18 protein-coding genes are annotated in these 21,183 nt (G+C 58.0%); 13 read left to right on the top strand and 5 right to left on the bottom strand.

From position 1 onward, the window contains the following. The first annotated feature begins 27 nt into the window (after positions 1–27). From ACR0C5_RS07790 to iolB, 7 genes are all read left to right on the top strand, one after another. Positions 28–942 carry a sugar ABC transporter substrate-binding protein gene (locus ACR0C5_RS07790; RefSeq protein WP_237217418.1) on the top strand — a complete coding sequence of 305 codons (915 nt, stop codon included), beginning with the start codon at positions 28–30 and terminating at the stop codon, positions 940–942. A gap of 82 nt (positions 943–1,024) precedes the next feature. Then, on the top strand, positions 1,025–2,149 hold the full coding sequence (locus ACR0C5_RS07785; protein WP_170772368.1) for an ABC transporter permease: 1,125 nt from the start codon (positions 1,025–1,027) through the stop codon (positions 2,147–2,149). A gap of 1 nt (position 2,150) precedes the next feature. After that, positions 2,151–2,969 (top strand): ATP-binding cassette domain-containing protein, encoded by an 819-nt coding sequence (locus ACR0C5_RS07780; RefSeq protein WP_480875766.1) that lies wholly within the window; start codon positions 2,151–2,153, stop codon positions 2,967–2,969. A gap of 79 nt (positions 2,970–3,048) precedes the next feature. Next, entirely contained in the window at positions 3,049–4,881 is a 1,833-nt protein-coding gene (gene iolD, locus ACR0C5_RS07775) for a 3D-(3,5/4)-trihydroxycyclohexane-1,2-dione acylhydrolase (decyclizing) (protein ID WP_480875764.1), read from the top strand. Next, on the top strand, positions 4,878–5,777 hold the full coding sequence (iolE, locus tag ACR0C5_RS07770; RefSeq protein ID WP_480505814.1) for a myo-inosose-2 dehydratase: 900 nt from the start codon (positions 4,878–4,880) through the stop codon (positions 5,775–5,777). The genes iolD and iolE overlap by 4 nt, the downstream gene beginning before the upstream one ends. 47 nt (positions 5,778–5,824) lie before the next feature. Further along, positions 5,825–7,006 (top strand): phytanoyl-CoA dioxygenase family protein, encoded by a 1,182-nt coding sequence (locus ACR0C5_RS07765; protein ID WP_480875761.1) that lies wholly within the window; start codon positions 5,825–5,827, stop codon positions 7,004–7,006. A 48-nt stretch (positions 7,007–7,054) separates the two neighbouring features. Continuing rightward, on the top strand, positions 7,055–7,861 hold the full coding sequence (iolB, locus tag ACR0C5_RS07760; protein WP_170772357.1) for a 5-deoxy-glucuronate isomerase: 807 nt from the start codon (positions 7,055–7,057) through the stop codon (positions 7,859–7,861). A gap of 2 nt (positions 7,862–7,863) precedes the next feature. Here the strand turns inward: iolB and ACR0C5_RS07755 are convergent, their stop codons facing one another. From ACR0C5_RS07755 to ACR0C5_RS07745, 3 genes are read right to left on the bottom strand one after another with little or no spacing between them, the layout of a single operon-like run. Further along, on the bottom strand, positions 7,864–8,703 hold the full coding sequence (locus ACR0C5_RS07755; RefSeq protein WP_480875758.1) for a class II fructose-bisphosphate aldolase: 840 nt from the start codon (positions 8,701–8,703) through the stop codon (positions 7,864–7,866). After that, positions 8,700–9,536, bottom strand: coding sequence for a 5-deoxy-glucuronate isomerase (locus tag ACR0C5_RS07750; protein WP_170789793.1), 837 nt, complete (start codon positions 9,534–9,536; stop codon positions 8,700–8,702). Before ACR0C5_RS07750 ends, ACR0C5_RS07755 begins: the two co-directional genes overlap by 4 nt. A gap of 8 nt (positions 9,537–9,544) precedes the next feature. Further along, entirely contained in the window at positions 9,545–10,513 is a 969-nt protein-coding gene (locus ACR0C5_RS07745) for a PfkB family carbohydrate kinase (RefSeq protein ID WP_170789823.1), read from the bottom strand. 127 nt (positions 10,514–10,640) lie between these two features. On the opposite strand from ACR0C5_RS07745, the gene ACR0C5_RS07740 reads away from it, so the two are divergent. Continuing rightward, positions 10,641–11,744, top strand: a complete 1,104-nt coding sequence (locus tag ACR0C5_RS07740; protein ID WP_480875755.1) for a Gfo/Idh/MocA family protein — start codon at positions 10,641–10,643, stop codon at positions 11,742–11,744. A 36-nt stretch (positions 11,745–11,780) separates the two neighbouring features. Then, positions 11,781–12,914 (top strand): Gfo/Idh/MocA family protein, encoded by a 1,134-nt coding sequence (locus ACR0C5_RS07735; protein WP_170772348.1) that lies wholly within the window; start codon positions 11,781–11,783, stop codon positions 12,912–12,914. Here ACR0C5_RS07735 and ACR0C5_RS07730 read toward each other — a convergent pair whose 3' ends face one another. Continuing rightward, positions 12,915–13,913 (bottom strand): LacI family DNA-binding transcriptional regulator, encoded by a 999-nt coding sequence (locus ACR0C5_RS07730; protein ID WP_480875752.1) that lies wholly within the window; start codon positions 13,911–13,913, stop codon positions 12,915–12,917. It abuts the gene before it with no gap. 506 nt (positions 13,914–14,419) lie between these two features. Continuing rightward, positions 14,420–15,424 (bottom strand): AraC family transcriptional regulator, encoded by a 1,005-nt coding sequence (locus tag ACR0C5_RS07725; RefSeq protein WP_480875749.1) that lies wholly within the window; start codon positions 15,422–15,424, stop codon positions 14,420–14,422. Between the two features lie 142 nt (positions 15,425–15,566). Between ACR0C5_RS07725 and ACR0C5_RS07720 the strand changes: the two genes are divergently transcribed. From ACR0C5_RS07720 to ACR0C5_RS07705, 4 genes are all read left to right on the top strand, one after another. Then, entirely contained in the window at positions 15,567–16,964 is a 1,398-nt protein-coding gene (locus ACR0C5_RS07720) for an amidohydrolase family protein (protein WP_480875748.1), read from the top strand. Positions 16,965–16,990: 26 nt separating this feature from the next. Next, on the top strand, positions 16,991–17,755 hold the full coding sequence (locus ACR0C5_RS07715) for a DUF3299 domain-containing protein (RefSeq protein ID WP_480875746.1): 765 nt from the start codon (positions 16,991–16,993) through the stop codon (positions 17,753–17,755). After that, positions 17,752–18,930 (top strand): carbohydrate porin, encoded by a 1,179-nt coding sequence (locus ACR0C5_RS07710; protein WP_480875743.1) that lies wholly within the window; start codon positions 17,752–17,754, stop codon positions 18,928–18,930. The genes ACR0C5_RS07715 and ACR0C5_RS07710 overlap by 4 nt, the downstream gene beginning before the upstream one ends. A 70-nt stretch (positions 18,931–19,000) precedes the next feature. Next, on the top strand, positions 19,001–20,884 hold the full coding sequence (locus ACR0C5_RS07705) for an amidohydrolase family protein (protein ID WP_480875740.1): 1,884 nt from the start codon (positions 19,001–19,003) through the stop codon (positions 20,882–20,884). The last annotated feature ends 299 nt before the right edge of the window (positions 20,885–21,183 follow it).

Raw genomic sequence — 21,183 nt, 5'->3', positions numbered from 1 at the left:
ATGAAGAAGTTTGTAAAGGGCGTGCTGATGGCCAGCGCCGTTGCGTTCGCGGGCGTCACTGGCGCTGCGGCCGAGGGCGAGAAGTACATTCTGGTCAGCCACGCTCCGGACAGTGACAGCTGGTGGAACACCATCAAGAACGGGATCGCTCTGGCGGGCGAGCAGATGGGTGTCGAGGTTGAATATCGCAATCCGCCTACCGGTGACTTGGCCGACATGGCGCGGATCATTGATCAGGCCGCTGCTTCGGGTCCGAACGGGATTATCACGACGCTGGCGGACCCTGACATTCTGGAAGGCCCGATCAAAGCTGCCGTGGATTCGGGCATCGACGTTATCATCATGAACACCGGCACGCCGGAAAAGGCGCGGGAAGTGGGTGCGTTGATGTATGTCGGCCAGCCGGAATATGACGCAGGCTACGCCGCTGGTCTGCGCGCCAAGGGCGACGGTATCGGCTCGTTCCTATGTGTGAACCATTATATCGTACAGCCCTCCAGCCAGGAGCGGTGTCAGGGTTTTGCCGACGGTCTGGGGATCGAACTGGGTGAGCAGATGATCGACGCTGGTCAGGACCCGGCCGAGATCAAGAACCGCGTTCTGGCTTATCTTTCGGCCAACCCCGATACGGATGCCGTGCTGACGCTGGGGCCGACCTCGGCTGATCCGACCATTCTGGCGCTGGAAGAGAACGGCATGGCCGGTGACATCTATTTCGGCACCTTCGATCTGGGTGGTGAGATCGTGAAAGGTATCAAAAGCGGTGTGATCCAGTGGGGCATCGACCAGCAGCCTTTCCTTCAGGCCTATCTGCCGGTTGTTGTGATGGCCAACTACCACCGCTATGGCGTTCTGCCGGGTAACAACATCAACTCGGGCCCCGGTTTCGTGACCGCAGACGGGCTTGAAAAAATCGAAGAGTTTGCGGGCGAATACCGCTGATCTTCTGATCGGTGCGGACGCTCACGCTGCGTCCGCACCCCACCTATTCTAAACATTCTAAAGCGCGCGAGGGGAGGCACCTATGGCTGAATCAGCGCAATCCGCAGCGGGCGGCGACGAACGGGTCAAAGAGATCTCGCCGTTGCGTCAGGCCCTGATCCGTCCGGAGTTGGGCGGAATGGTCGGCACCGTTGCCGTCTTCACATTCTTCCTGCTATTTGCCTTTGACAGCGGCATGTTCAACGCGCAGGGCGTAATGAACTGGTCGATTGTCTCGGCCCAATTCATGATCATCGCCGTGGGCGCCTGCCTACTCATGATCGCAGGTGAGTTTGACCTGTCCGTAGGCTCGATGATCGGGTTCGCGGGGATGATGATCGCAATCTTCTCGGTCACGCTCAGTTGGCCGGTCTGGATGGCGATCATTGTGACCTTCGCGCTGTGTATCTTTATCGGTGCGGTTAACGGCTACATCGTTGTGCGCACGGGATTGCCCAGCTTTATCGTAACGCTAGCCTTTCTGTTCATTCTGCGTGGCTTCACCATCTACTTGCCCCAAACCATTGAGCGTAAAACCATCATAGGTGGCATTCGCGACGTGGCCGAGGGCGATTGGCTGGCTGCAGTCTTTGGTGGCAAGGTCGGGCAGGGTCTGTTCGTCTGGTTGGGTGATGCGGGCATTATCGAGACCTTCGAGCGCGGCACACGCGCCGGTCAACCTGTGGTCGACGGCATTCCGATGCTGATCATTTGGGCGCTTGCCATCATCCTCTTTGGTCACATCCTTCTGACCAAGACAAAGTTCGGAAATTGGATTTTTGCTGCGGGCGGCGATGCCGAGGCGGCGCGGAATTCTGGTGTACCGGTGAACCGGGTCAAGATTCTGATGTTCATGTTCACCGCCTTCTGCGCCACGGTTTTCGCCACCTGTCAGGTGATGGAGTTCGGATCAGCCGGGGCGGATCGCGGCTTGCTGAAAGAGTTTGAGGCGATCATTGCCGTGGTCATTGGCGGCGCGCTGCTGACCGGAGGTTACGGTTCGGTGCTGGGTGCGGCCTTGGGCGCGCTGATCTTTGGCGTTGTTCAGCAGGGGCTGTTCTTTGCGGGGGTCGAAAGCTCACTCTTTCGGGTGTTTTTGGGTGTGATCCTGCTGGGTGCGGTGATCCTGAACACCTATATCCGCCGCATCATCACAGGAGAGCGCTGAGATGACCGAAGATACCAAATTCCATCACGGCGATGCGCAGGAACGGGCCCCAATCATTCGGATGGTCGATATCCAGAAACACTTTGGCTCGGTGATCGCTCTGGCTGGGGTCAGCTTCGATCTGAGGCCAGGTGAGTGTCATTGCCTGCTGGGCGACAACGGTGCAGGCAAATCAACCTTCATCAAGACAATGTCCGGCGTGCATAAGCCGACGGCGGGTGAGATATTTTTCGAAGACCAGCCTATGCATTTCGAAGATCCGCGCGATGCGATTGCGGCGGGGATTGCGACGGTGCATCAGCATCTGGCCATGATCCCGCTGATGAGCGTCAGCCGAAACTTCTTCATGGGCAATGAACCGACGAAGAAAGTCGCGGGCATCAATTTCTTCGACAAGAAACTGGCCGATGAGATCACCATGGAGGAGATGCGTAAGATGGGCATCAACCTGCGTGGGCCTGATCAGGCGGTCGGCACCTTGTCAGGGGGGGAACGCCAGACGGTTGCCATCGCCCGTGCGGTGCATTTCGGCGCGAAGATTCTGATTTTGGACGAACCGACCTCGGCCCTTGGGGTGCGCCAGACCTCGAATGTTTTGGCCACGATCGACAAGGTGCGCAGTCAGGGCGTCGGCGTTGTTTTCATCAGCCATAACGTGCGCCATGCCTTGGCGGTTGGCGACAGGTTCACTGTGCTGAACAGGGGACAGACGCTTGGTACTGCTAAACGCGGTGAAATCTCGCCCGAAGAGTTGCAGGATCTCATGGCCGGTGGACAGGAACTGGCCGAACTGGAAGGGTCGCTGGGCGGGACCGTCTGACACGGACCCGTCACGCATATTGGTAAAACTGAAATTCAACGGATCGCCCATAAAGGCCTTGTGTTGAAAGGAAACACGAATGAGCAAGACAATCCGACTGACTGCGGCGCAGGCTCTGGTCCGCTATCTTGGCGCGCAGATGAACGAGGCTGGAGAACCGTTTATCGCAGGCGTCTGGGCCATCTTTGGCCATGGGAATGTGGCTGGGCTGGGCGAGGCGCTGCATGCCGTCAAAGACAGCTTGCCCACCTATCGCGGCCACAACGAGCAGACCATGGCCCATTGCGCGATTGCCTATGCCAAGCAAAAGCGGCGGACGCAGACGATGGCGGTGACGTCCTCGATCGGGCCGGGAGCCACGAATATGGTGACGGCGGCGGCGCTGGCCTATGTGAACCGGCTGCCGGTCTTGCTGTTGCCGGGTGATGTGTTTGCGACGCGCGGGCCCGATCCGGTTCTGCAACAGCCCGAGAATTTCAGCGACGGTACAGTCAGCGCCAACGACTGCTTCCGCCCGGTCAGCCGCTATTTCGACCGCATCACTCGGCCTGAACACCTGCTGACCGCCCTGCCGCGCGCCTTCCGCACCATGACGGACCCCGCCGATTGCGGGCCGGTCACACTCTCCTTCTGTCAGGATGTGCAGGCCGAAGCCTATGACTATCCCGAAAGCTTCTTTGAGCCCCGAGTCTGGTATCAGCGCCGCATCCGCCCGGATGAAGGTGAGCTGGCCCGCGCGGCGGCGGCGCTCAAGGCGGCCAAACGGCCGGTGATCATCGCCGGGGGCGGCGTGCACTATTCGGATGCGACAGAAGCGTTGCAAAGCTTTGCTGAAATGCACAACATTCCCGTCACCGAAACGCAGGCGGGCAAGTCGGCGTTGGCCTGGGACCATCCGTTGAACCTGGGCCCCGTTGGCGTGACCGGGGGCGAACCGGCCAATGAGGTCTGCGCCGAAGCTGATCTGGTTTTGGCAGTAGGGACGCGGTTGCAGGATTTCACCACCGGATCATGGGGCCTGTTCTCGAACCCGGATCGCGAGATGGTGTGTCTGAACACCAACGCCTATGACGCTGAGAAACACAGCGCGATGCCGTTGCAATCGGACGCGCGCGTCGGATTGACCGAACTGGGCGCTGCCCTTCAAGGCTATCGCGCCGATCCGGTCTCGGACAGGCTCAAGGCCGATTGGTACGGCAAGGTCGATAAGCTCACGGACGCGCCCGGCGACGGGAACGCGCTGCCGACGGATATGCAGGTTGTGGGCGCGGTCCAGCGCGCCTCGCATAACGATACGGTGGTGATGTGCGCGGCCGGGACCATGCCGGGTGAACTGCACAAACTGTGGAAAGCCCCGCGCCCTGGCGCATATCACATGGAATACGGCTTCAGCTGCATGGGGTACGAGATCGCGGGTGCCATGGGCATCAAGATGGCCGAGCCCGAGCGCGACGTGATCTGCTTTACCGGCGACGGCACCTATATGATGGCCAATTCCGAGATGGCCTCGGCCGCGATGATGGGCGTGTCCTTCACCGTGGTGATCACCGACAACCGGGGCTTTGGCTGCATCAACCGCCTGCAGATGGGCACCGGTGGGGCCGAATTTAACAACCTGTTGGACCACGCGGTGCATGAGAACCCGTCCAGTATCGACTTTGCGGCTCATGCGGCAGCGATGGGGGCGACTTCGGTCAAGGCCGGCTCGATTGCCGAGCTCGAGGACGCGCTTGCCAAACGCGCCGATATCAAGGGGCCGTATGTGGTAGTCATCGACACCGATCCCTACCCCTCGACCGAATATGGTGGCACGTGGTGGGAAGTGGCGGTGCCCGAAGTCAGCATCCGCCCTGAAGTGAACGAAAAACGCGCGGCTTACGAGTTGGCGATCAAGGAAAGAAATACCAAATGAGCGTGAAAATCGGAATCTCTCCGATCGCGTGGCAGAATGATGATCTGCCGGATCTGACGGCCGCGTACACCATGGAGCAGGCGCTGAAGGAGTCGCGTGAGATTGGCTATACCGGCGTCGAACGCGGCCAGCGGATGCCCGGCGATACCGAAGGTCTGCGCGCTTATCTTGAGGCGAATGACATTGCGCTTTGCGGTGGTTGGTGCTCGGGCGCGTCGCTGGTGAACGATTTTGCCACCGAACGCGAGGCCGTGCGCGAACAGGTCGAACAATTCGTGGCGCTGAACAGCCCCTGTATCGTATACGCCGAATGCTCGAACACCGTTCAGGGTCAGATCGGAACGCCGGTGAACGACCGCCCGAAATTGTCGAAGGATGAGGTTCTGGCCTACGCCGCCAAGATCACCGAATTGGCCAAGTGGATGGCGGATCAGGGTATGCCAATGGCCTATCACCATCACATGGGCACGATCATCGAAAGCGAAGATGACGTGAACTGGCTGATGGAAGGGTCGGGCCCCGAGGTGAAGCTGTGCTTTGACACCGGTCACCTGCTGTTCGGGGGTGGCGATGTACTGGCCACTCTGAACCGTTGGGGCGACCGGGTGCATCACGTGCATTTCAAGGATATCCGCCCGCAGGTCGTGCAGGAAACGCGCGAGAACAATGGCAGCTTTCTGGATGCCGTCATTGCCGGCGCCTTCACCGTGCCCGGTGATGGCTGCATCGACTTCCAAGCCGTCGCAAACGCGCTGAAGACGATGGATTACCGCGGCTGGATCGTGGTTGAGGCCGAACAGGACCCCGCCAAAGCGCCACCCTACGAGTATTCGAAGAAGGGTTACGAACACATTGTCGAAGTCTGTGAGGAGGCTGGGCTGACGATCACTGCATGACTCACCGCCCGATGGGCAACACCAAAGCCATGAGAAAGGAGAAAATCATGGTAAGCCAAGAGCTTGGATATGTCGGATATTTTGACCGGGAATCCTGTGATCTGGATGAATTCAAGGTGTTGACCTCTCAGGCCCTACAGGCGTCAGCGGTGCCGCATGCGGCGGGCATTGAAAAGAACGTACCCGTTTATGACATGAGTGCCCTGCGGCCTGCGCTAGAGGATGGCGCGCGACGTCAAGCTCTGCTTGCGGAATGGGGGCAGGTGTTGAACAGCTCGGCCGGGGTGATCGCGCTGAAAGGTGCTTATGCGGATACCACCGTGATCGACCGGGCGACGGAGGTGTTTCAACAGATCATCGACGAAGAGCGCGAAGGCGGGGCAGGCGAAGGCGATCACTTTGCGGCCTCGGGTGCCAATGACCGGGTGTGGAATGCGCTGCAAAAGCAATGCATGAAGGATCCCGAGGGCTTTGCGCTTTACTTCGGCAACACCTCAATTGCGGCTGCGTGTGAGGCGTGGCTGGGTCCGAACTATCAGATGACTGCACAGGTCAATCAGGTCCGCCCCGGTGGCAAGGCGCAGCAAGCGCATCGGGACTATCATCTGGGGTTTCAAAGCGCCGAAAGCGCCGCGCGGTATCCGGCGCATGCGCATTTGGTGACAGCGTCTCTGACCTTGCAGGGCGCTGTGGCTCATTGCGATATGCCGGTCGAAAGTGGTCCGACCAAGCTGTTGCCGTTTTCGCAGCTTTATGCTCGGGGCTATCTGGCGTTTCACGATGAGGCGCATCGCGACCATTTCGAAGCCAACTATATCCAGTTGCCATTGGACAAAGGTGACGCTGTTTTCTTCAACCCGGCGCTGTTTCATGCGGCGGGCGAGAACTGCAGCGCGGATATCAACAGGATGGCGAACCTGCTCCAGGTCTCTTCAGCCTTTGGGCGCGCGATGGAGGCCATCGACCGGCGCGCCATGTCGCTGAGGGCGTTCCCGGCGCTGGTGGCGCTGAAGCAGCGTGGCGATCTGTCGGGGCCGGAACTGGATGCGGCCATTTCTGCCACTGCCGAGGGGTATCCGTTTCCAACCAATCTGGATACGGACCCACCGGTTGGCGGGAACGCCCCCGCCAGCCAAGCCGATATCCTGCGCAGCGCGGTATCCGAAGGGTGGACAGAAGAACAACTGGCACAGGCGCTTGCAGCGCTGGAAACCCGACAGGCAGCATAACGCAATATCGGGCGGGCGAACGCGCCCGCCCAATACGGAGAACACGAGATGGCAGACCTTTTGAAAAAACCCTTTGGCACGCGCGGAAAGGTGCATGACATCACCCCGGCAAATGCCGGATGGCGCTATGTCGGGTTTGGCCTCTACCATCTGCGCGCGGGCGACACAGCTTCCGAGGTGACCGGTGATCGCGAGGTCATCCTGGTCATGGTCGAAGGTAAGGCGCAGATCACCGGGGCGGGGCAGGATTGGGGCGTGCTGGGCGACCGGATGGATGTGTTCGAAAAGACCCCTCCGCATTGCCTTTATTTGCCCAACGGGACCGATTGGCAGGCGGTTGCGGAAACTGATTGCGTTCTGGCCGTGTGTTCCGCCCCCGGTCAAGGCGGACATCAAGCGCGTCGTATCGGGCCGGACGGCATTACTTTGACTGAACGGGGCAAGGGCACCAACACGCGCCATATCAACAACATCGCGATGGAGGCGGAAGACTACGCCGACAGCCTGCTTGTGACCGAGGTTTTTACGCCAAACGGCAACTGGTCATCCTATCCAAGCCATCGCCATGACGAGGATGACTATCCCCGCATCACCTATCTGGAAGAAACCTATTATCACCGCCTGAACCCCGCCAACGGGTTTGGCATTCAGCGAGTCTACACGGATGACGGCCAATTGGATGAAACCATGGCCGTTTCAGATGGCGACGTGGTCTGTGTCCCGCGAGGCCACCATCCCTGCGGCGCGCCCTATGGGTTCGAGATGTATTATCTGAACGTCATGGCCGGGCCCTTACGCAAATGGCGCTTTGTCCCGGCCCCTGAGGTCGAATGGATCATGGAACGCGACGCCTGAGCTTAGCGCTGAGGTGGTGCGCCAAAGGCCCGAATGACAGTACGAGCGGCGGCCTCGACCGGGTCATGGGTCTCTTTTAGGATGGTCACGCGGTCGAACCGCTCGGGGTCGCGGTTCACTGCTTCTCGCATGGCGGTGCCAAAGGCCATGCGCAGCTCGGTTCCGATGTTGAACTTGCAGATCGACGTCTCGCGGGCTAGGCGCGCGCGTTGCTCGACCGGCACGCCCGAACCACCATGGATCACCAGCGGCACCTCGGTCATCGCGTCAATCTCGGCGATACGGGCCTCATCCAGCCCGCCCTCTTTGTCTTGTTGCAGATGCACATTGCCGACCGAGATTGCCATCGCGTCGACACCGCTTTGCCGGGCGAATTGGGCGGCCTCGGCAGGATCGGTTCCGTTTGACCCCTCACCCCCGGAATAACCGACAAAGCCAATCTCACCCTCGCAGGAAATCCCTGCGGAATGGGCCATTTCGGCGATGGCAGCGGTCTCATCGATATTCTGCTGCAAGGGCTTGCGCGAGCCGTCAAACATCAGCGAGGTAAAGCCGCTGTCCAGTGCGATCTTGCAGTCCTCATACGTATAGCCGTGATCCAGATGCGCCACGACCGGGACTGAGGCATTTTCCGCCAGATGCCGGAACATCTTGCCCAGAACGGGCAAAGGGGTGTGCTCACGACAGCTTGGGCCCGCCTGCAGAATAACCGGGGCGTTTTCCGCCTCGGCCGCGGCCACATAGGCGCGCATGTCCTCCCATCCCAGCGTCACAAGCCCGGCGACGGCATAACCCTGCGTGTAGGCCGGTTGCAGGACGTCTTTCAGCGTAACGAGGGTCATTTGAACTTGGCGATCATGTCTTTGATGCCCGGAATCGTCTCAATCTGATAGGCATGGGTGGGTTGGAAATACTGCACCAGAGACCGCTGGGTCAGACCGCCAAGGATGGTGAAATAATACATCTCATAGCCCGGCAGGACGCAGCAGGGGTGATACCCTGTATCAATGCAAACGGTCGAGCCATCGACGATGTGATAAGCATCCCCCGGTTCGTTATCCTCGCGCTGCAACATCTGCAGGCCCGAGCCCCAGTTGGGTTTGAATCGGAAATTATAGGTCTCATCATGCCGCGTCTCATCGGGCAGGCGGTTGGTGTCGTGCTTGTGGCTGGGGAACCCGGACCAGCCGCCCTGACCGACGGTGAACAGCTCGCTCACCAACAGACGGCCCACTTTGTCGTGCTGCTTTTGACCCAGAATGTGCTTGATCTTGCGATGAGTTTTGGTGTCGTCACTGCCATATTGCACAAGGTCATGCTCGCGCACATCGAACGGGTCCAGCACCTTGTCATATTTGGCTCCGGCCACGAAGACCTCAGCACTATTGGACAGGCAGACCATCTGCGCCTTGGCGCCTACCGGCACATAGGCCCCTTCGGGCTCGCCGTCCCAAACATCCTCGCCCCGGTTTCCCAGCGCCGGGAATTGTACGCCCTCGACCTCGATATCGACACTACCGGTGGCGGGCACGATGCAGGTCTCATAGCCGGGCACCTGGTATTCGAACGCCTCGCCCTTTTTCAGTTTGACGATGTTGAAATAGTTCAGCGGCACCGTCGGATCGTCGACATCCACGATGGGTTTGTTCTGGTTATCAAAAGGGGCGATATGCATTGAACCTCCTAGGTCGTCGGACCGGGGTGGGACGCAAGAAAGGCGTCCAGTTGAGCCGTGGTGGGCATGGCGGGCGCACAGCCGGGTTGCGAGACCACGATGGATGCACAGGCTGATCCCCGCATCACCGCGTCGCGCAGCGAATGGCCCGCCGCGATCGATGCCAGTAAACCGGCCATGAAACTGTCGCCTGCGCCCACGGGTTTGATGGCGTCAACAGCATAGATGCCGGTTTTGTATTCCTGCCCATCCGCCAGCGTGATCGCACCCTTTTCACCCATTTTATAGATGACGACGCGCCCCGGCTTGCGGGCCAATTCCTGAGCTTTAGCAAAGCCTTTCTCGATACCGCCGGCCATGAATCCGAACTCTTCGTCGTTGCCCACGATCAGATCGCTGGCTTCGCCCGCGCGGGACAGCACGTCAGCGGCCACTTCGGGCGAGGGCCAACTATAAGGTCGGTAGTCAATGTCAAAGATGATCGGCAGCCCGGCGGCGCGCGCATTGTCGAACGCGCGGAACGTCGCGCTGCGCGAGGGTTCGGCGGCAAAGACTGTTCCGGCCGAAATCGCGGCGGAAAATCGGCCATAGTCCACCCGGTCCATGTCCTCTTCGGTAACTTGAAAATCGACCGCGCCGTTGCGGTAGATGACGTTCTGGAAATTCTCAACACAGCTTTCATAGACCGCCAGCGAAATCCGATATTCACCGCCAATCACGCGAATGAACGAGGTATCCACCCCATAGTGCGCCAGCCGGTTCAGGCAGAACCGCCCCACCGCGTCATCCGAGACCGAAGTGATCAGCGACGCCTGGCTGCCCAGCTTGACCAGCCCGGCGCAGATATTGGCGGACGAGCCGCCCAGATCAGCGCGAAAGGTTTCGGCATGTTCGCTTTTGGTGCCGATGGGGTCGGCAAACATATCCATGCCTGCGCGTCCGAAAACGGCAAATCGGTTTCCTTTGATCCCATCCATCAAAGCGCTCACGTCTTGTCCTCCGGCGAAAAGGGGCGTGCAGGGATCGTTGGTCCTTGCGTTAAGTCGATTCTCACGATACTGATTTTGCAACCGGTTGCAAATATATTGTTCGGAGCCGCTGCAAATGCCTGAAATCGGAATTGGAATCGTCGGTGGCGGCTATATGGGCAAGGCCCATTCGGTTGCGATGGCCGCTGTTGGCGCCGTGTTCAACACAGCCTTACGCCCGCGTCTTGAGATGATCTGCGCCTCGACCCCTGCCAGTGCGGAACGCTATCGCGCAGCCTATGGGTTCGCGCGTGCGACGGATGACTGGCAGGTGCTGGTCAACGACCCAAAGGTCGAGGCGGTCGTGATCGCCTCGCCCCAGTCCACGCATCGCCAGATCGCCGAGGCGGCCTTTGCGCTGGGCAAGCCGGTGTTGTGCGAAAAACCCCTGGGGGCGTCTTTGGAGGACAGCCAAGCGATGGTGGCGGCTGCCGAGGCGGCGGGCGCGATCAACATGGTTGGCTTCAACTATATCCGAACACCTGCCAGCCAATATGCACGGCAGTTGATCGCGGATGGTGAGATCGGGGACATCACCTGGTTTCGGGGCGAGCATACCGAGGATTTCTATGCCGATCCCCAAGCCCCAGCGACCTGGCGCACAACGGGCATGGCGAATGGCACTATCGGTGATCTGGCCCCACACATGGTCAACGGTGCGATGGCCCTGATCGGGCCGATTACGCAGGTGATGGCTGATGTGGAAACCGTCCACCGCCACCGACCGGGCGGAGAGGTCACGAATGACGACCATGCCCAGATGATGTGCCGGTTCGAAAACGGCGTCATGGGGAACCTCTATTTCAGCCGCGTCGCGACGGGGCGAAAGATGGGTTACGCCTATGAGATCTCTGGCACCAAGGGTGCGATCCGCTTTGATCAAGAGGATCAGAATGCCCTGTGGCTGTATTGCCGGGAAGGCCCCGAGGCATCTCGGGGTTTCACCAAGATCCTGACCGGCCCGGCGCACCCGGATTATGAACCCTTCTGTCAGGGACCGGGCCATGGAACTGGCTATCAGGACCAGATCATCATCGAAGCGAAGGATTTCCTGCAGGCCATCCATACAGGCCAAAACATCTGGCCGACCTTCCGCGACGGGCATGAGGTGAACCGTGTTCTGGCGGCGGTGCTGGCGTCTTCGGACCAGCGGCAATGGCAGGACGTCAGTGATTTCTGATCGAACACACGACAAGACAACAGAGAGACTAAGATCATGGCAAAGCTGAAATGGGGCATGATTGGTGGCGGCGAGGGCAGTCAGATCGGGCCCGCCCACCGGTTGGGTGCGCTGGCCGACGGGATGTTTGAATTCGCCGCAGGCGCGTTGGACCATCGCCCAGAAGTCGGGCGAGAATATGCGCAGCGTCTGGGCGTGGCGCAGGACCGGGCATATGGCGATTGGCAAGAGATGCTGGCTGGTGAAAAAGACCGCCCCGACCGAATTGATCTAGTGACGATTGCCACCCCGAACGCGACCCATTTCGAGATCGCCAAAGCCTTTCTCGAGGCCGGTTTCCACGTGTTATGCGAGAAGCCGATGACTATGACCGTGGAAGAGGGCGAGGAGATCGTGCGTGTGGCCAAAGCATCGGGCAAAATCTGCGCGGTGAACTATTGCTATTCCGCCTATCCGATGGTGCGGCAGGCGCGTGCGATGGTGCGGGCGGGTGATATTGGCAAGGTGCGTTTGGTAGTGACAAATTTCAGCCATGGCCACCACGGTGACGCGACCGACGCGGATAACCCTCGTGTGCGCTGGCGCTATGATCCAGCGATGGCGGGCGTATCCGGGCAGTTCGCCGATTGCGGCATCCACGCACTGCACATGGCAAGCTTCATCAGCGACGATGAGGTGAAAACCCTGTCTGCCGACATGGCCTCGACCATCGTCAGCCGTGAGCTGGAGGATGACGCGATGATCAACTTCCGCACCGAGGGCGGCGCGGTTGGTCGGCTGTGGACGTCATCTGTGGCTATCGGGCGGCAGCATGGGTTTGATATTCAGGTCTTTGGCGAAACCGGAGGTCTGCGCTGGGCGTCCGAGCAGCCCAATCAGTTGGTCTATACCCCGGTCGGAGGGCGCACGCAGATCATCGAAAAAGGCGAAGGCGGGTTGCATGACGACGCGCAGCGCCTGTCGCGCGTAGCGATTGCTCACCCCGAAGGATTCCCGCTGGCGGTGGCCAATATCTACTGCGATCTGGCCGATGCCATTCAAGGAGAGGTCCGAGACGGGCTGCCAACCCCCGCCGACGGCGTGCGGTCGATTGCCGCCGTTCACGCGGCGGTCGCGTCGTCCAAAAATCATGGTGCCTGGACCGACGCGCGCCCGCCAATGTTTCGCTGATCAGGGGCGGGGCCGTAACGTGCCCCGCTCGATCACCCGGCAGGGAAAGATACGGGCCTCGGGGTAACGCTCGGGGTCTTTCAGCATCTCTTCGACCAGATCGACGGATGCGGTTATGATCTGCTTGATCGGCTGGTGAATCGTCGTCAGATCGACGCTTTCCCAGCGCGACATCTCCATATCATTCAGACCAATGATACCAATATCTTTGCCGGGTTGCAGGCCGTGGTCGGACAGGGCCGACAGCGCACCGATCGACAGGATGTCGTCGCCGCAGAAATACCCTTCGGCCGGGGTGCCGGCCAGCAGGCGCAGCATTTCGGCGCGGCCAGCCTCGAACGAATATCCTGTCGCGAAAGAATGTGAGACTTTCAGGTTTGGGTGTTTTTCAACCTCTTCCATGAAACCGTGATAGCGATCCATCGCCGATGTCGCATCCTTGGGGCCGCCCAGATAGCCGATGTGCCGATATCCCCGCGCCAGAAATTCCCGCGCCGCCATTCGCCCACATTCGACATTGTCGATCCCGACCACATGAACCTCGGGCGAGGTGGCCGACCGCCCGAACGTGTGCACCACCGGAACGCCCGCATCATGAAACGCCTTTGCAAAGCTGGGCGGCAAGGTAGATGAGGCCACAATGACGGCATCCACCGAATATTGCCGCAGCATTCTGACCGAGTTTGCGGGCTCGGTCTCATCCGTCAGGTTCACGATCAACGGGCGCAAGCCGCGTTCTTGCAGGGCGCGGGTAAATTGATCAAACACCTCCAGGAAGATCGGGTTGTGGAAGTTGTTCGAGATCAGCCCGATCAGTTTGGTCCTCCCGGTGGTCAGGCTGGAGGCCAGCGCGTTCGGGCTATAGCCCAGCTCGGCTGCAGCCTTTTCGACTTTGCTGCGGGTTTTGGCAGAAACCGACGCGCCTTCGGTAAAGGTGCGCGACACGGCGGACCGCGAAACCCCAGCAAGTGCGGCAACGTCTTTTAGCGTGACACTCATGAACGGGGCCAGTGAGCAAGTAAGGTGGTATTCGACATTTTCATGGGCAAATACTATGCCCCGTTGCACCCATTTTGCAATCGGTTGCAACAAGGTCGCATCGCCGCAGGCCTGGATTGAGGGGATGGTGGGTGATGAAAGACACGGCCTTCCGGCAAATTCGGAGCCAACGAAGCGTTTTAACTCAAACCGCACGTGCAATAAGGTGTTGTTTTCCTCTGCCGCGACCAGTGCTATCTTGGAGAGATGCCTTGCGTTGTCAGTGGCTTGGGGGTCGCACCGGTTTCCCAACGGTCCAAAAGCGCATGACAACTTGCTTCAATCAGAATTGCTGCCGATCGAACTTAATCAGAGGTTTGCTTAAGCGGAGGCGTAGCACTGTAAGAGCTGCCGTAGGGGCTATGGGGAAATTGTCCCCCTGCGATCCTAAGATAGGGGCTTCAAAAAATGTGTTGCGAATACTTGTTGGTCCCCATTTGTAAAGAAGTGGAAAAGCAGTCCAGCAATTATGCACCAAGGCGGAACTTGGTCGGTGTCATTCCGGTTTGACCTCGAAAAAAGCGAGTGAAATGGGACTTGTCAGAATAGCCGAGCATCAGACCGATCTCTGCAATTGTCATCTGGTCTTCTTTTAGGTGCTCCTTTGCCACATCGACACGCAGCCGCTTGATTTCGCGGGGTAGCGTTGTGCCTTGTTGCTGAAGGGCCTTCAGAAACCGTTCCGGCTGTATCCCCAGCAACCCAGCCACTACATTTGGTCCCAAATCGGTTTCATCTAGCTTGTCACGTAAAACAGATCGCAAAGCTGCCACCACGGTTACTTCTTCATCTTGTCGCGGTGAGGCTACGGGTTTGCCAGAACACTCAGAGACATGGTGCAAAAACAACCATTCCACAGGAAAGCTAATTTGCATTCCGGGATAGGTTCCCAAGCCAACCTCGATCCCTTTATAGTCGATAGGTAGACCATTGATGTATCTGCTTTCCCATCGCACGCGCGAAGAATCCCAGGAATCGCCGACGACGGTCTGCAATAGGCGTACATAGATTGCGGCTCCAAAGCCGGTCACCTGAACGGGTGGAACAGTCGGTTCTTGCTGCCTTTCGATACGATAGGTCGCTTTGTCCGCTTCAATGACAAGGCTGTGCCGCACGGAATTGGATTCCTGCGGCACAAGCCGGACAAATCGGGTAAAAAACTCGAATAATGTCTTTGTCGATTGCAAGGCCTGGGCGAAAGGTGGCCATGCTTGCAGGTCAAACGTCTCCCCAACATTCAGTCCAAGATACCGATCCCTTGAAACTTCTGAGAAGGTATTAACCAACCCGTAGACCAACTCTGAATGAACGAACACGGATGGGTCAGACAACAGTTCGGCCTTCAACCCGACCTGATCCAAAGCTGGTTGCGGATCGATCTCGCGGTCGATGAGATACTGCAAAAACGGGGCAGCCAAAGAGAGGCGAATAAAGCCCTCGCTATGCTCTTGAGAGGTGGTGTTGAAAGGCAATCTCTTCACCATTTTTAGGATTGAATGCGCTGTTCAGTGGCCATTTTTGCCATCACATTCGAACATTATAATTCGAAACTGGCAACCGCGGTAAAGTTTTCCGGACTACAGTTGGTAAAACAAGAATATGAAGGGAGTACCTATGTCCGGTCTACGAATGTCGCTTTTCTCGGCGGTAATCGCCGCTGCCGGTCTTTCTTTTTCTGCGTCCGCGCACGCTCAGGATCAGGAAGAACCCCAAACGCTTTTCACCAACGTGCATGTCTTCGACGGCGTCAATGAACAGCGTATCGAAAATGCGAGCGTTCTGGTTGAGGGCAACCTTATCAAGGTCGTCTCAACTGATGCGATCGATGCCCCCAATGCCACGGTCATTGACGGAGAGGGACGGACACTGACCCCCGGGTTTATCGAACTGCACGCGCATCTGATGCTGATGGGGCCGACCTTGCCCGCGATGGAGGCCAACACAACGTGGGAAGACTTTGCTATACACGGTGCGCGGATGGCCGAGATGTATTTGATGCAGGGCTTCACCACAGTCAGGGACGCGGGTGGGGCCAATGGCGGGTTACGCCGCGCAATTGACGCAGGCCAAATTGACGGACCGCGTTACTTTCCGTCCGGTGCATTTATCGGAACGCGCGGCGGTCATGCTGACTTTGCGAATTTCACCGCTCCTCCGGGTTCAGAGACAAACATGAGCCGTCTGAACTTGGCGCAGGAGGTGAGCGGAGTGGACGACGTTTACAGGTTCGCGCGCAACAACTTCCGCATGGGTGCGACTCAGTTGAAGTTCATGCAATCCGGGGGTGTCGTTTCGGCCTTCGACCCATGGCAATTGCTGGCTGGATCGCCCGAGGAGATCAGGGCCGCCGTGCAAGTGGCCAATGAATACGGCAGCTATGTCATGGCGCATTCCTATCGCAAGGAAGCGATCCTGAGTGCGCTGGACGCAGGTGTCATGTCCATCGAACATGGCTTTTCGTTTGACTGTGAAATTGCCCAAATCATGAACGAAAAAGGGGCGTATATCACCACCAACCTGACGGCCTTCGATCCCGGACTGCTCGATATTCCAGCGGTAGCAAACGTCCCGTCGAGCCTTGCCAAAGCCAAGTCCGCTTCGGCCACGTTTGCAGGCTACATCGACAATATGAAGGAATGTCCGGTGAAGCGAGGGTTCCAGACCGACTGTGTTGGTTCGGTCGAGGCCTGCAATATCCAGATTGCCTATGAAAAACACCTGAACAACGAGTTTTTCGGGCCCTACACATCTATGGTCACGCTGACATCGACAGGTGGCGAGGTGGTCGCTTTGTCAGGTGACTTCATGAACCCGTATACCGCCGGGAAACTGGGTGTGATCGAAGAAGGTGCCTATGCGGATATCCTGCTTATCGACGGTAACCCGCTCGAAGATTTCTCGGTCGTTGGTACGGGCGATCAGTGGTTCGGTGCCGACCCGAGGCCCGAAAGCCCCGAGACGATCCGCCTGATCATGAAGGACGGCGTCATCTACAAAAACACACTGGATTGACACCTCTAAAGAGCCGGAGAGCATCTATGCACTATGTGTTTCGCACCGTAGTATTGGCAGGGTTGGTTTGGTGTGGACAGTCTGCCATGGCGACGCCCGATACCGCGTTGGACTGGGCAGACCTGCCGGACCCATCCTCGCAGATCTTTGAAGACCCCTACCGTGATCTCAGTCCCGAACAATTCGACGATGTCCTCTACGTCGTGCGATTGCGTGGCAGGCTGCAGCAGAATGATGGCAGTGAAGACGAGCGGCAAAAGTGGCAAATGCTTTTGACCGAGACTGAGGATGCCTTGGCGTCTGATGGAATTGATGTCGACTGGCTACTCGATCAGCGAGAGGTGGTAACGGAACGTCGAAGAAAGGCTGGCACGAACGGAAATCCGGAATTAGACGGCCAAACAATCACACTGGCGGGCTTTGCCATTCCTGCTCCGAATGATCCGGACGGGCGGCCTGTCGCGTATTTAGTGCCGGAACGAGGGATGTGCAGTCATATGCCTCCACCTCCGCCGAACCAGATGATCCGCGTGCGGTTGAACGGGGACTGGACGCCCAGCTATGTCCACGAACCCGTTCGGCTGACCGGTAAGCTGACTATCGATCCTTCCGTTCAAAATATGATGGTTGTGGATGGTCTCATGCCGATGAATGCGACCTTCCAGCTAGAGACGGAACGTGTCGAAACTCTGGAAACTGAAGCAGATAGGCTGGAATGGAAGCAGCGAGCCGCTGATCGCATCCGGGCGGCGGGAAATCGCAAGACCGGCGGAGCAAGGGCGCCTGAATGATAAGACTTTTGTTTGCCGCATTGAGCATTGCCTTTGCTGACGCAGCGTCGGCTCAGGGACTATCCGGCCCATCTTCGGTCGAAGCTGATCTAGAGCCCGGAGACGGCCTGACCGACCCACGATACCGTTCCGATTTTCCGCGCAACATCGCGCCGGGTTGGTTTGAGTGGAAAGACCGACTGGCTGAGGGCGGGTTTCGGTTCAACATTGATTACTTGGCGCTGGGTCAAACCACGAACGCTGATCTGGGAGCCAGTGAAGCGGCAAGTGGAATTGCACGCCTCTACGGCAGTTGGCAGGCAACTGAACGGGGCTCTCTAACATTCAAGATCGAAGACCGGCACAGTTACACTGACGTTGCTCCGCAGTTTCTTGGGCTGGATGGCGGAGCGCTTTCGATCACGGGAACAGCCTTCAACGACAATGGTCTGCTATTGACTAACCTTTTCTGGACCCAAAGGGCCGAGAATGGGTCGTGGACGCTGCAAGTCGGGCAGATTGATGTAACGGACTTTGTGGATATCTACGGGTTGGTAAGCCCCTATAGCGGTTTTCAAAACCTGTCTTTCAATACCAACCCGACAATTAACACGCCCAACCAAGGCCTTGGTATTGCCGGTGGGGTAAAGCTGAGCGAGAACCTCTACGCCGTTGCCAGCGTATCAGACGCAAACGCCGACCCGTCCGATCCAAACTTTGATGTGTTTAGCGACGGCAATCTCTTCAAGTCACTCGAGCTTGGTTACACTTCCGGCTTTGATCGCATCTACTTCGACAATATCCATCTGGCCCTCTGGCATGCGGATGCGGCTGACGATGGCAGTCGAGCGGAAGATTACGGCGCAGCATTTTCAGCGGCATGGTTTGTTGACAACAAGTGGATGCCGTTCTTTCGGGCTGGGGCCTCAAAGGGGACCGCAGCGCTTTATGAGCGGTCCGTCTCTGCAGGTCTGGGCTACTATGGTCGAAATACCGATTTGGCCGGGCTGGGCCTGAACTGGGCCGAGGCAAGAGGCATAGACGGTGACCAGTTCACGCTCGAAGCTTTCTACCGTTTCTCGATTTCACCCGGACTGCAGATCACACCGTCCCTGCAATACGTTTCCAACCCTCTGCTGAATCCCATGCAGGACAGCATTGCACTGTTCAGCCTCAGAACCCGGATCGTTTTCTGATGTGTCGCGAAAGCAGACGCCAAGAAATTACGAAACATTCTGAATTGCTGACCAAAGAAAGGACTTAACCATGCGTACCCTGTTTCTGGTTGGCACATTGTCTGTGTGTTCGACCTTTTGTGTCGCGCAGACTTACGACGTGGTCATTCTCAATGGTCGGGTAATGGATCCGGAAACCGGTTTCGACCAGATCGCTAATGTTGGAGTAAGCAACGGCTGGATCACTGCGATTACCGACGAAGATATCGGCGGCAGCGAAGCCATCGATGCGACAGGGCACGTTGTGGCACCCGGGTTTATCGACCTTGAACAACACGGGCTGGATCCTTGGGGTATCAAGGTCAACCTTCGTGACGGCGTTACGACGCAAATGGATTTTGAGGTCGGGGCCGCGAATATCGACGACTGGTACGCAGCGCGCCAAGGCGTGACGCAGGCAAACTTTGGCACAGTCGTTGGACAAGAATTCGCGCGGATGCGGGTGCATGACGGCCTTGTGCTGGAAGGTGGGGACATAGACTTCCGGAACTTTTTCGCACTGCGGGCACAATCCGTGGAAGACGGCGTCGAAGGGTGGTCATCGGTTCCAAGCAACCGCGAGCAGATGAACGAAATCACTGCCCAATTGGATGAAGGACTACGTCTTGGAGCACTCGGCGTGGGATCGACTATCGGCTACGCCCGCGAAGGCATCACAACCTACGAGATGTTCGAAGCACAGCGGGCTGCGGCGCGTTACGGGCGTTTAACTTCGGTGCATCACCGGTTTCATCCCAGTGCCTCGACACCCACTGAGACACAGACCGGCGTCAACGAAATCCTAGTCAATGCGATGGTGCTCGACGCGCCGCTGCACATTCATCACGACAACGATTATGGGTGGTGGGAAAATCAGGAAAAACTCCAGATGGCCCGCGACCAAGGCTATAACGTCTGGTCCAGTTACTATCCCTGGACCGCCGGATCGGGAAACTACGGAGCCTCCATCATCGCCCCCGAAAATTGGGAAGGCTCGATGGGGTACAAATACGAAGACACTATCTATGATCCCCAACTCGATCGCTTTGTGACCAAAGACGAGTTCTTGAGCTTTGCCGAGAATGAACCGGGACGGACAGCCATTGTTTTTAGCCCTCCAAGAGAGCAATGGCTCAATGATTGGATCACTATCGCAGGCTTTGGCATCTCGGGCGACGGTATGGCCGGGTTGGATATCGAGGGCAATCTGATGAGTTGGGATGCACCCTACGAAGACTATGCCGGGCATCCTCGGTCAGCAGGCAGCCACGCGCCTGTCCTCAGATTGGCCCGCGAAGCGAATGTGCCGCTGATGCTTACGCTCACACAGCTAAGCTACATACACGCGAAGCGATTGGGCGACACAGGTTTGCGTGCAATGCAGGTGCGTGGGCGTATGCAGGAAGGCATGGTCGCAGACATCACGATCTTTGATCCGGAGACTGTGACCGAAAAAGCGAACTATACTCTGGGTCAGCAAGGCCTTCCGTCAGAAGGCATTCCGTATGTGCTTGTTCACGGCACGATTGTTGTCAGGAATAGCGAAGTCCAACGAGATGTTTATGCTGGGCAGCCAATCCGGTTTCCAGTTGAAGAAAGCGGGCGCTTTGTTCCGGCTGGTCGCGAGCAGATCATGGGTATTCTTACGCCGGATACTGGCACTGCCCGACCAACACTGCTTGATGACATTTCAAACAGTGAAGCCAGTGTCGCACCTGCGACTTCGCCAACCAATCAGACTGCATCGGTAAAGCCGAGCGATCCCTTTGATTGGTTCACACCTCGCAATGGACGAGATGACAGTACCCTTTTCTTTTGCGTCGTACATGCTCGCTTCGAGGACCCTGCGCAGGCAAAACGCGACTACGCGAAGGCCATGATGTCCAAAACAGGCGGATCCAAACCCAGTCAGTCAGAACAACGAAGAGCAAACTAATTCGCGGAGCCTCGGAGTAGCGAAAAAACCAAAGTCTGCTTTAGAATGGAGAACGATCATCAGCAAACAGTCGGCTTTGGGTAGCTTTGTCCGCATGGCAGCTGTCCGTCAGATCAGAATGACCACTCTGAGCCCAATGTGCCGAATGCCGCGACGCGGCTGAATAACCGCTTTGTTTGTCTCCGTGAACGACCCTCCTTGGCGCGCACCTCAATCTCTCACGTCCACTTCGCTGGATCAGCACGCTTTTGAAAGGTCTTGGATCGGGATTGCCGTCGTTCCGGACCGTCGCCTGCCAC

Source organism: Ruegeria sp. N8 (genome assembly GCF_056531325.1).
Note: the sequence above shows the minus strand (reverse complement) of the source record. Positions and strands in the feature narration are given on the sequence as shown.

Bases quoted from the DNA above. Each gene is read 5' to 3' on its own strand.
- ACR0C5_RS07735 (WP_170772348.1), top strand. From the start codon at position 11,781: ATGGCAAAGCTGAAATGGGGCATGATTGGTGGCGGCGAGGGCAGTCAG.
- ACR0C5_RS07730 (WP_480875752.1), bottom strand. From the start codon at position 13,913: ATGAGTGTCACGCTAAAAGACGTTGCCGCACTTGCTGGGGTTTCGCGG.
- ACR0C5_RS07740 (WP_480875755.1), top strand. From the start codon at position 10,641: ATGCCTGAAATCGGAATTGGAATCGTCGGTGGCGGCTATATGGGCAAG.
- iolE (WP_480505814.1), top strand. From the start codon at position 4,878: ATGAGCGTGAAAATCGGAATCTCTCCGATCGCGTGGCAGAATGATGAT.
- ACR0C5_RS07745 (WP_170789823.1), bottom strand. From the start codon at position 10,513: ATGGATGGGATCAAAGGAAACCGATTTGCCGTTTTCGGACGCGCAGGC.
- iolD (WP_480875764.1), top strand. From the start codon at position 3,049: ATGAGCAAGACAATCCGACTGACTGCGGCGCAGGCTCTGGTCCGCTAT.
- ACR0C5_RS07785 (WP_170772368.1), top strand. From the start codon at position 1,025: ATGGCTGAATCAGCGCAATCCGCAGCGGGCGGCGACGAACGGGTCAAA.
- iolB (WP_170772357.1), top strand. From the start codon at position 7,055: ATGGCAGACCTTTTGAAAAAACCCTTTGGCACGCGCGGAAAGGTGCAT.
- ACR0C5_RS07755 (WP_480875758.1), bottom strand. From the start codon at position 8,703: ATGACCCTCGTTACGCTGAAAGACGTCCTGCAACCGGCCTACACGCAG.
- ACR0C5_RS07750 (WP_170789793.1), bottom strand. From the start codon at position 9,536: ATGCATATCGCCCCTTTTGATAACCAGAACAAACCCATCGTGGATGTC.
- ACR0C5_RS07765 (WP_480875761.1), top strand. From the start codon at position 5,825: ATGGTAAGCCAAGAGCTTGGATATGTCGGATATTTTGACCGGGAATCC.
- ACR0C5_RS07710 (WP_480875743.1), top strand. From the start codon at position 17,752: ATGATAAGACTTTTGTTTGCCGCATTGAGCATTGCCTTTGCTGACGCA.
- ACR0C5_RS07715 (WP_480875746.1), top strand. From the start codon at position 16,991: ATGCACTATGTGTTTCGCACCGTAGTATTGGCAGGGTTGGTTTGGTGT.
- ACR0C5_RS07705 (WP_480875740.1), top strand. From the start codon at position 19,001: ATGCGTACCCTGTTTCTGGTTGGCACATTGTCTGTGTGTTCGACCTTT.
- ACR0C5_RS07780 (WP_480875766.1), top strand. From the start codon at position 2,151: ATGACCGAAGATACCAAATTCCATCACGGCGATGCGCAGGAACGGGCC.
- ACR0C5_RS07720 (WP_480875748.1), top strand. From the start codon at position 15,567: ATGTCCGGTCTACGAATGTCGCTTTTCTCGGCGGTAATCGCCGCTGCC.
- ACR0C5_RS07790 (WP_237217418.1), top strand. From the start codon at position 28: ATGGCCAGCGCCGTTGCGTTCGCGGGCGTCACTGGCGCTGCGGCCGAG.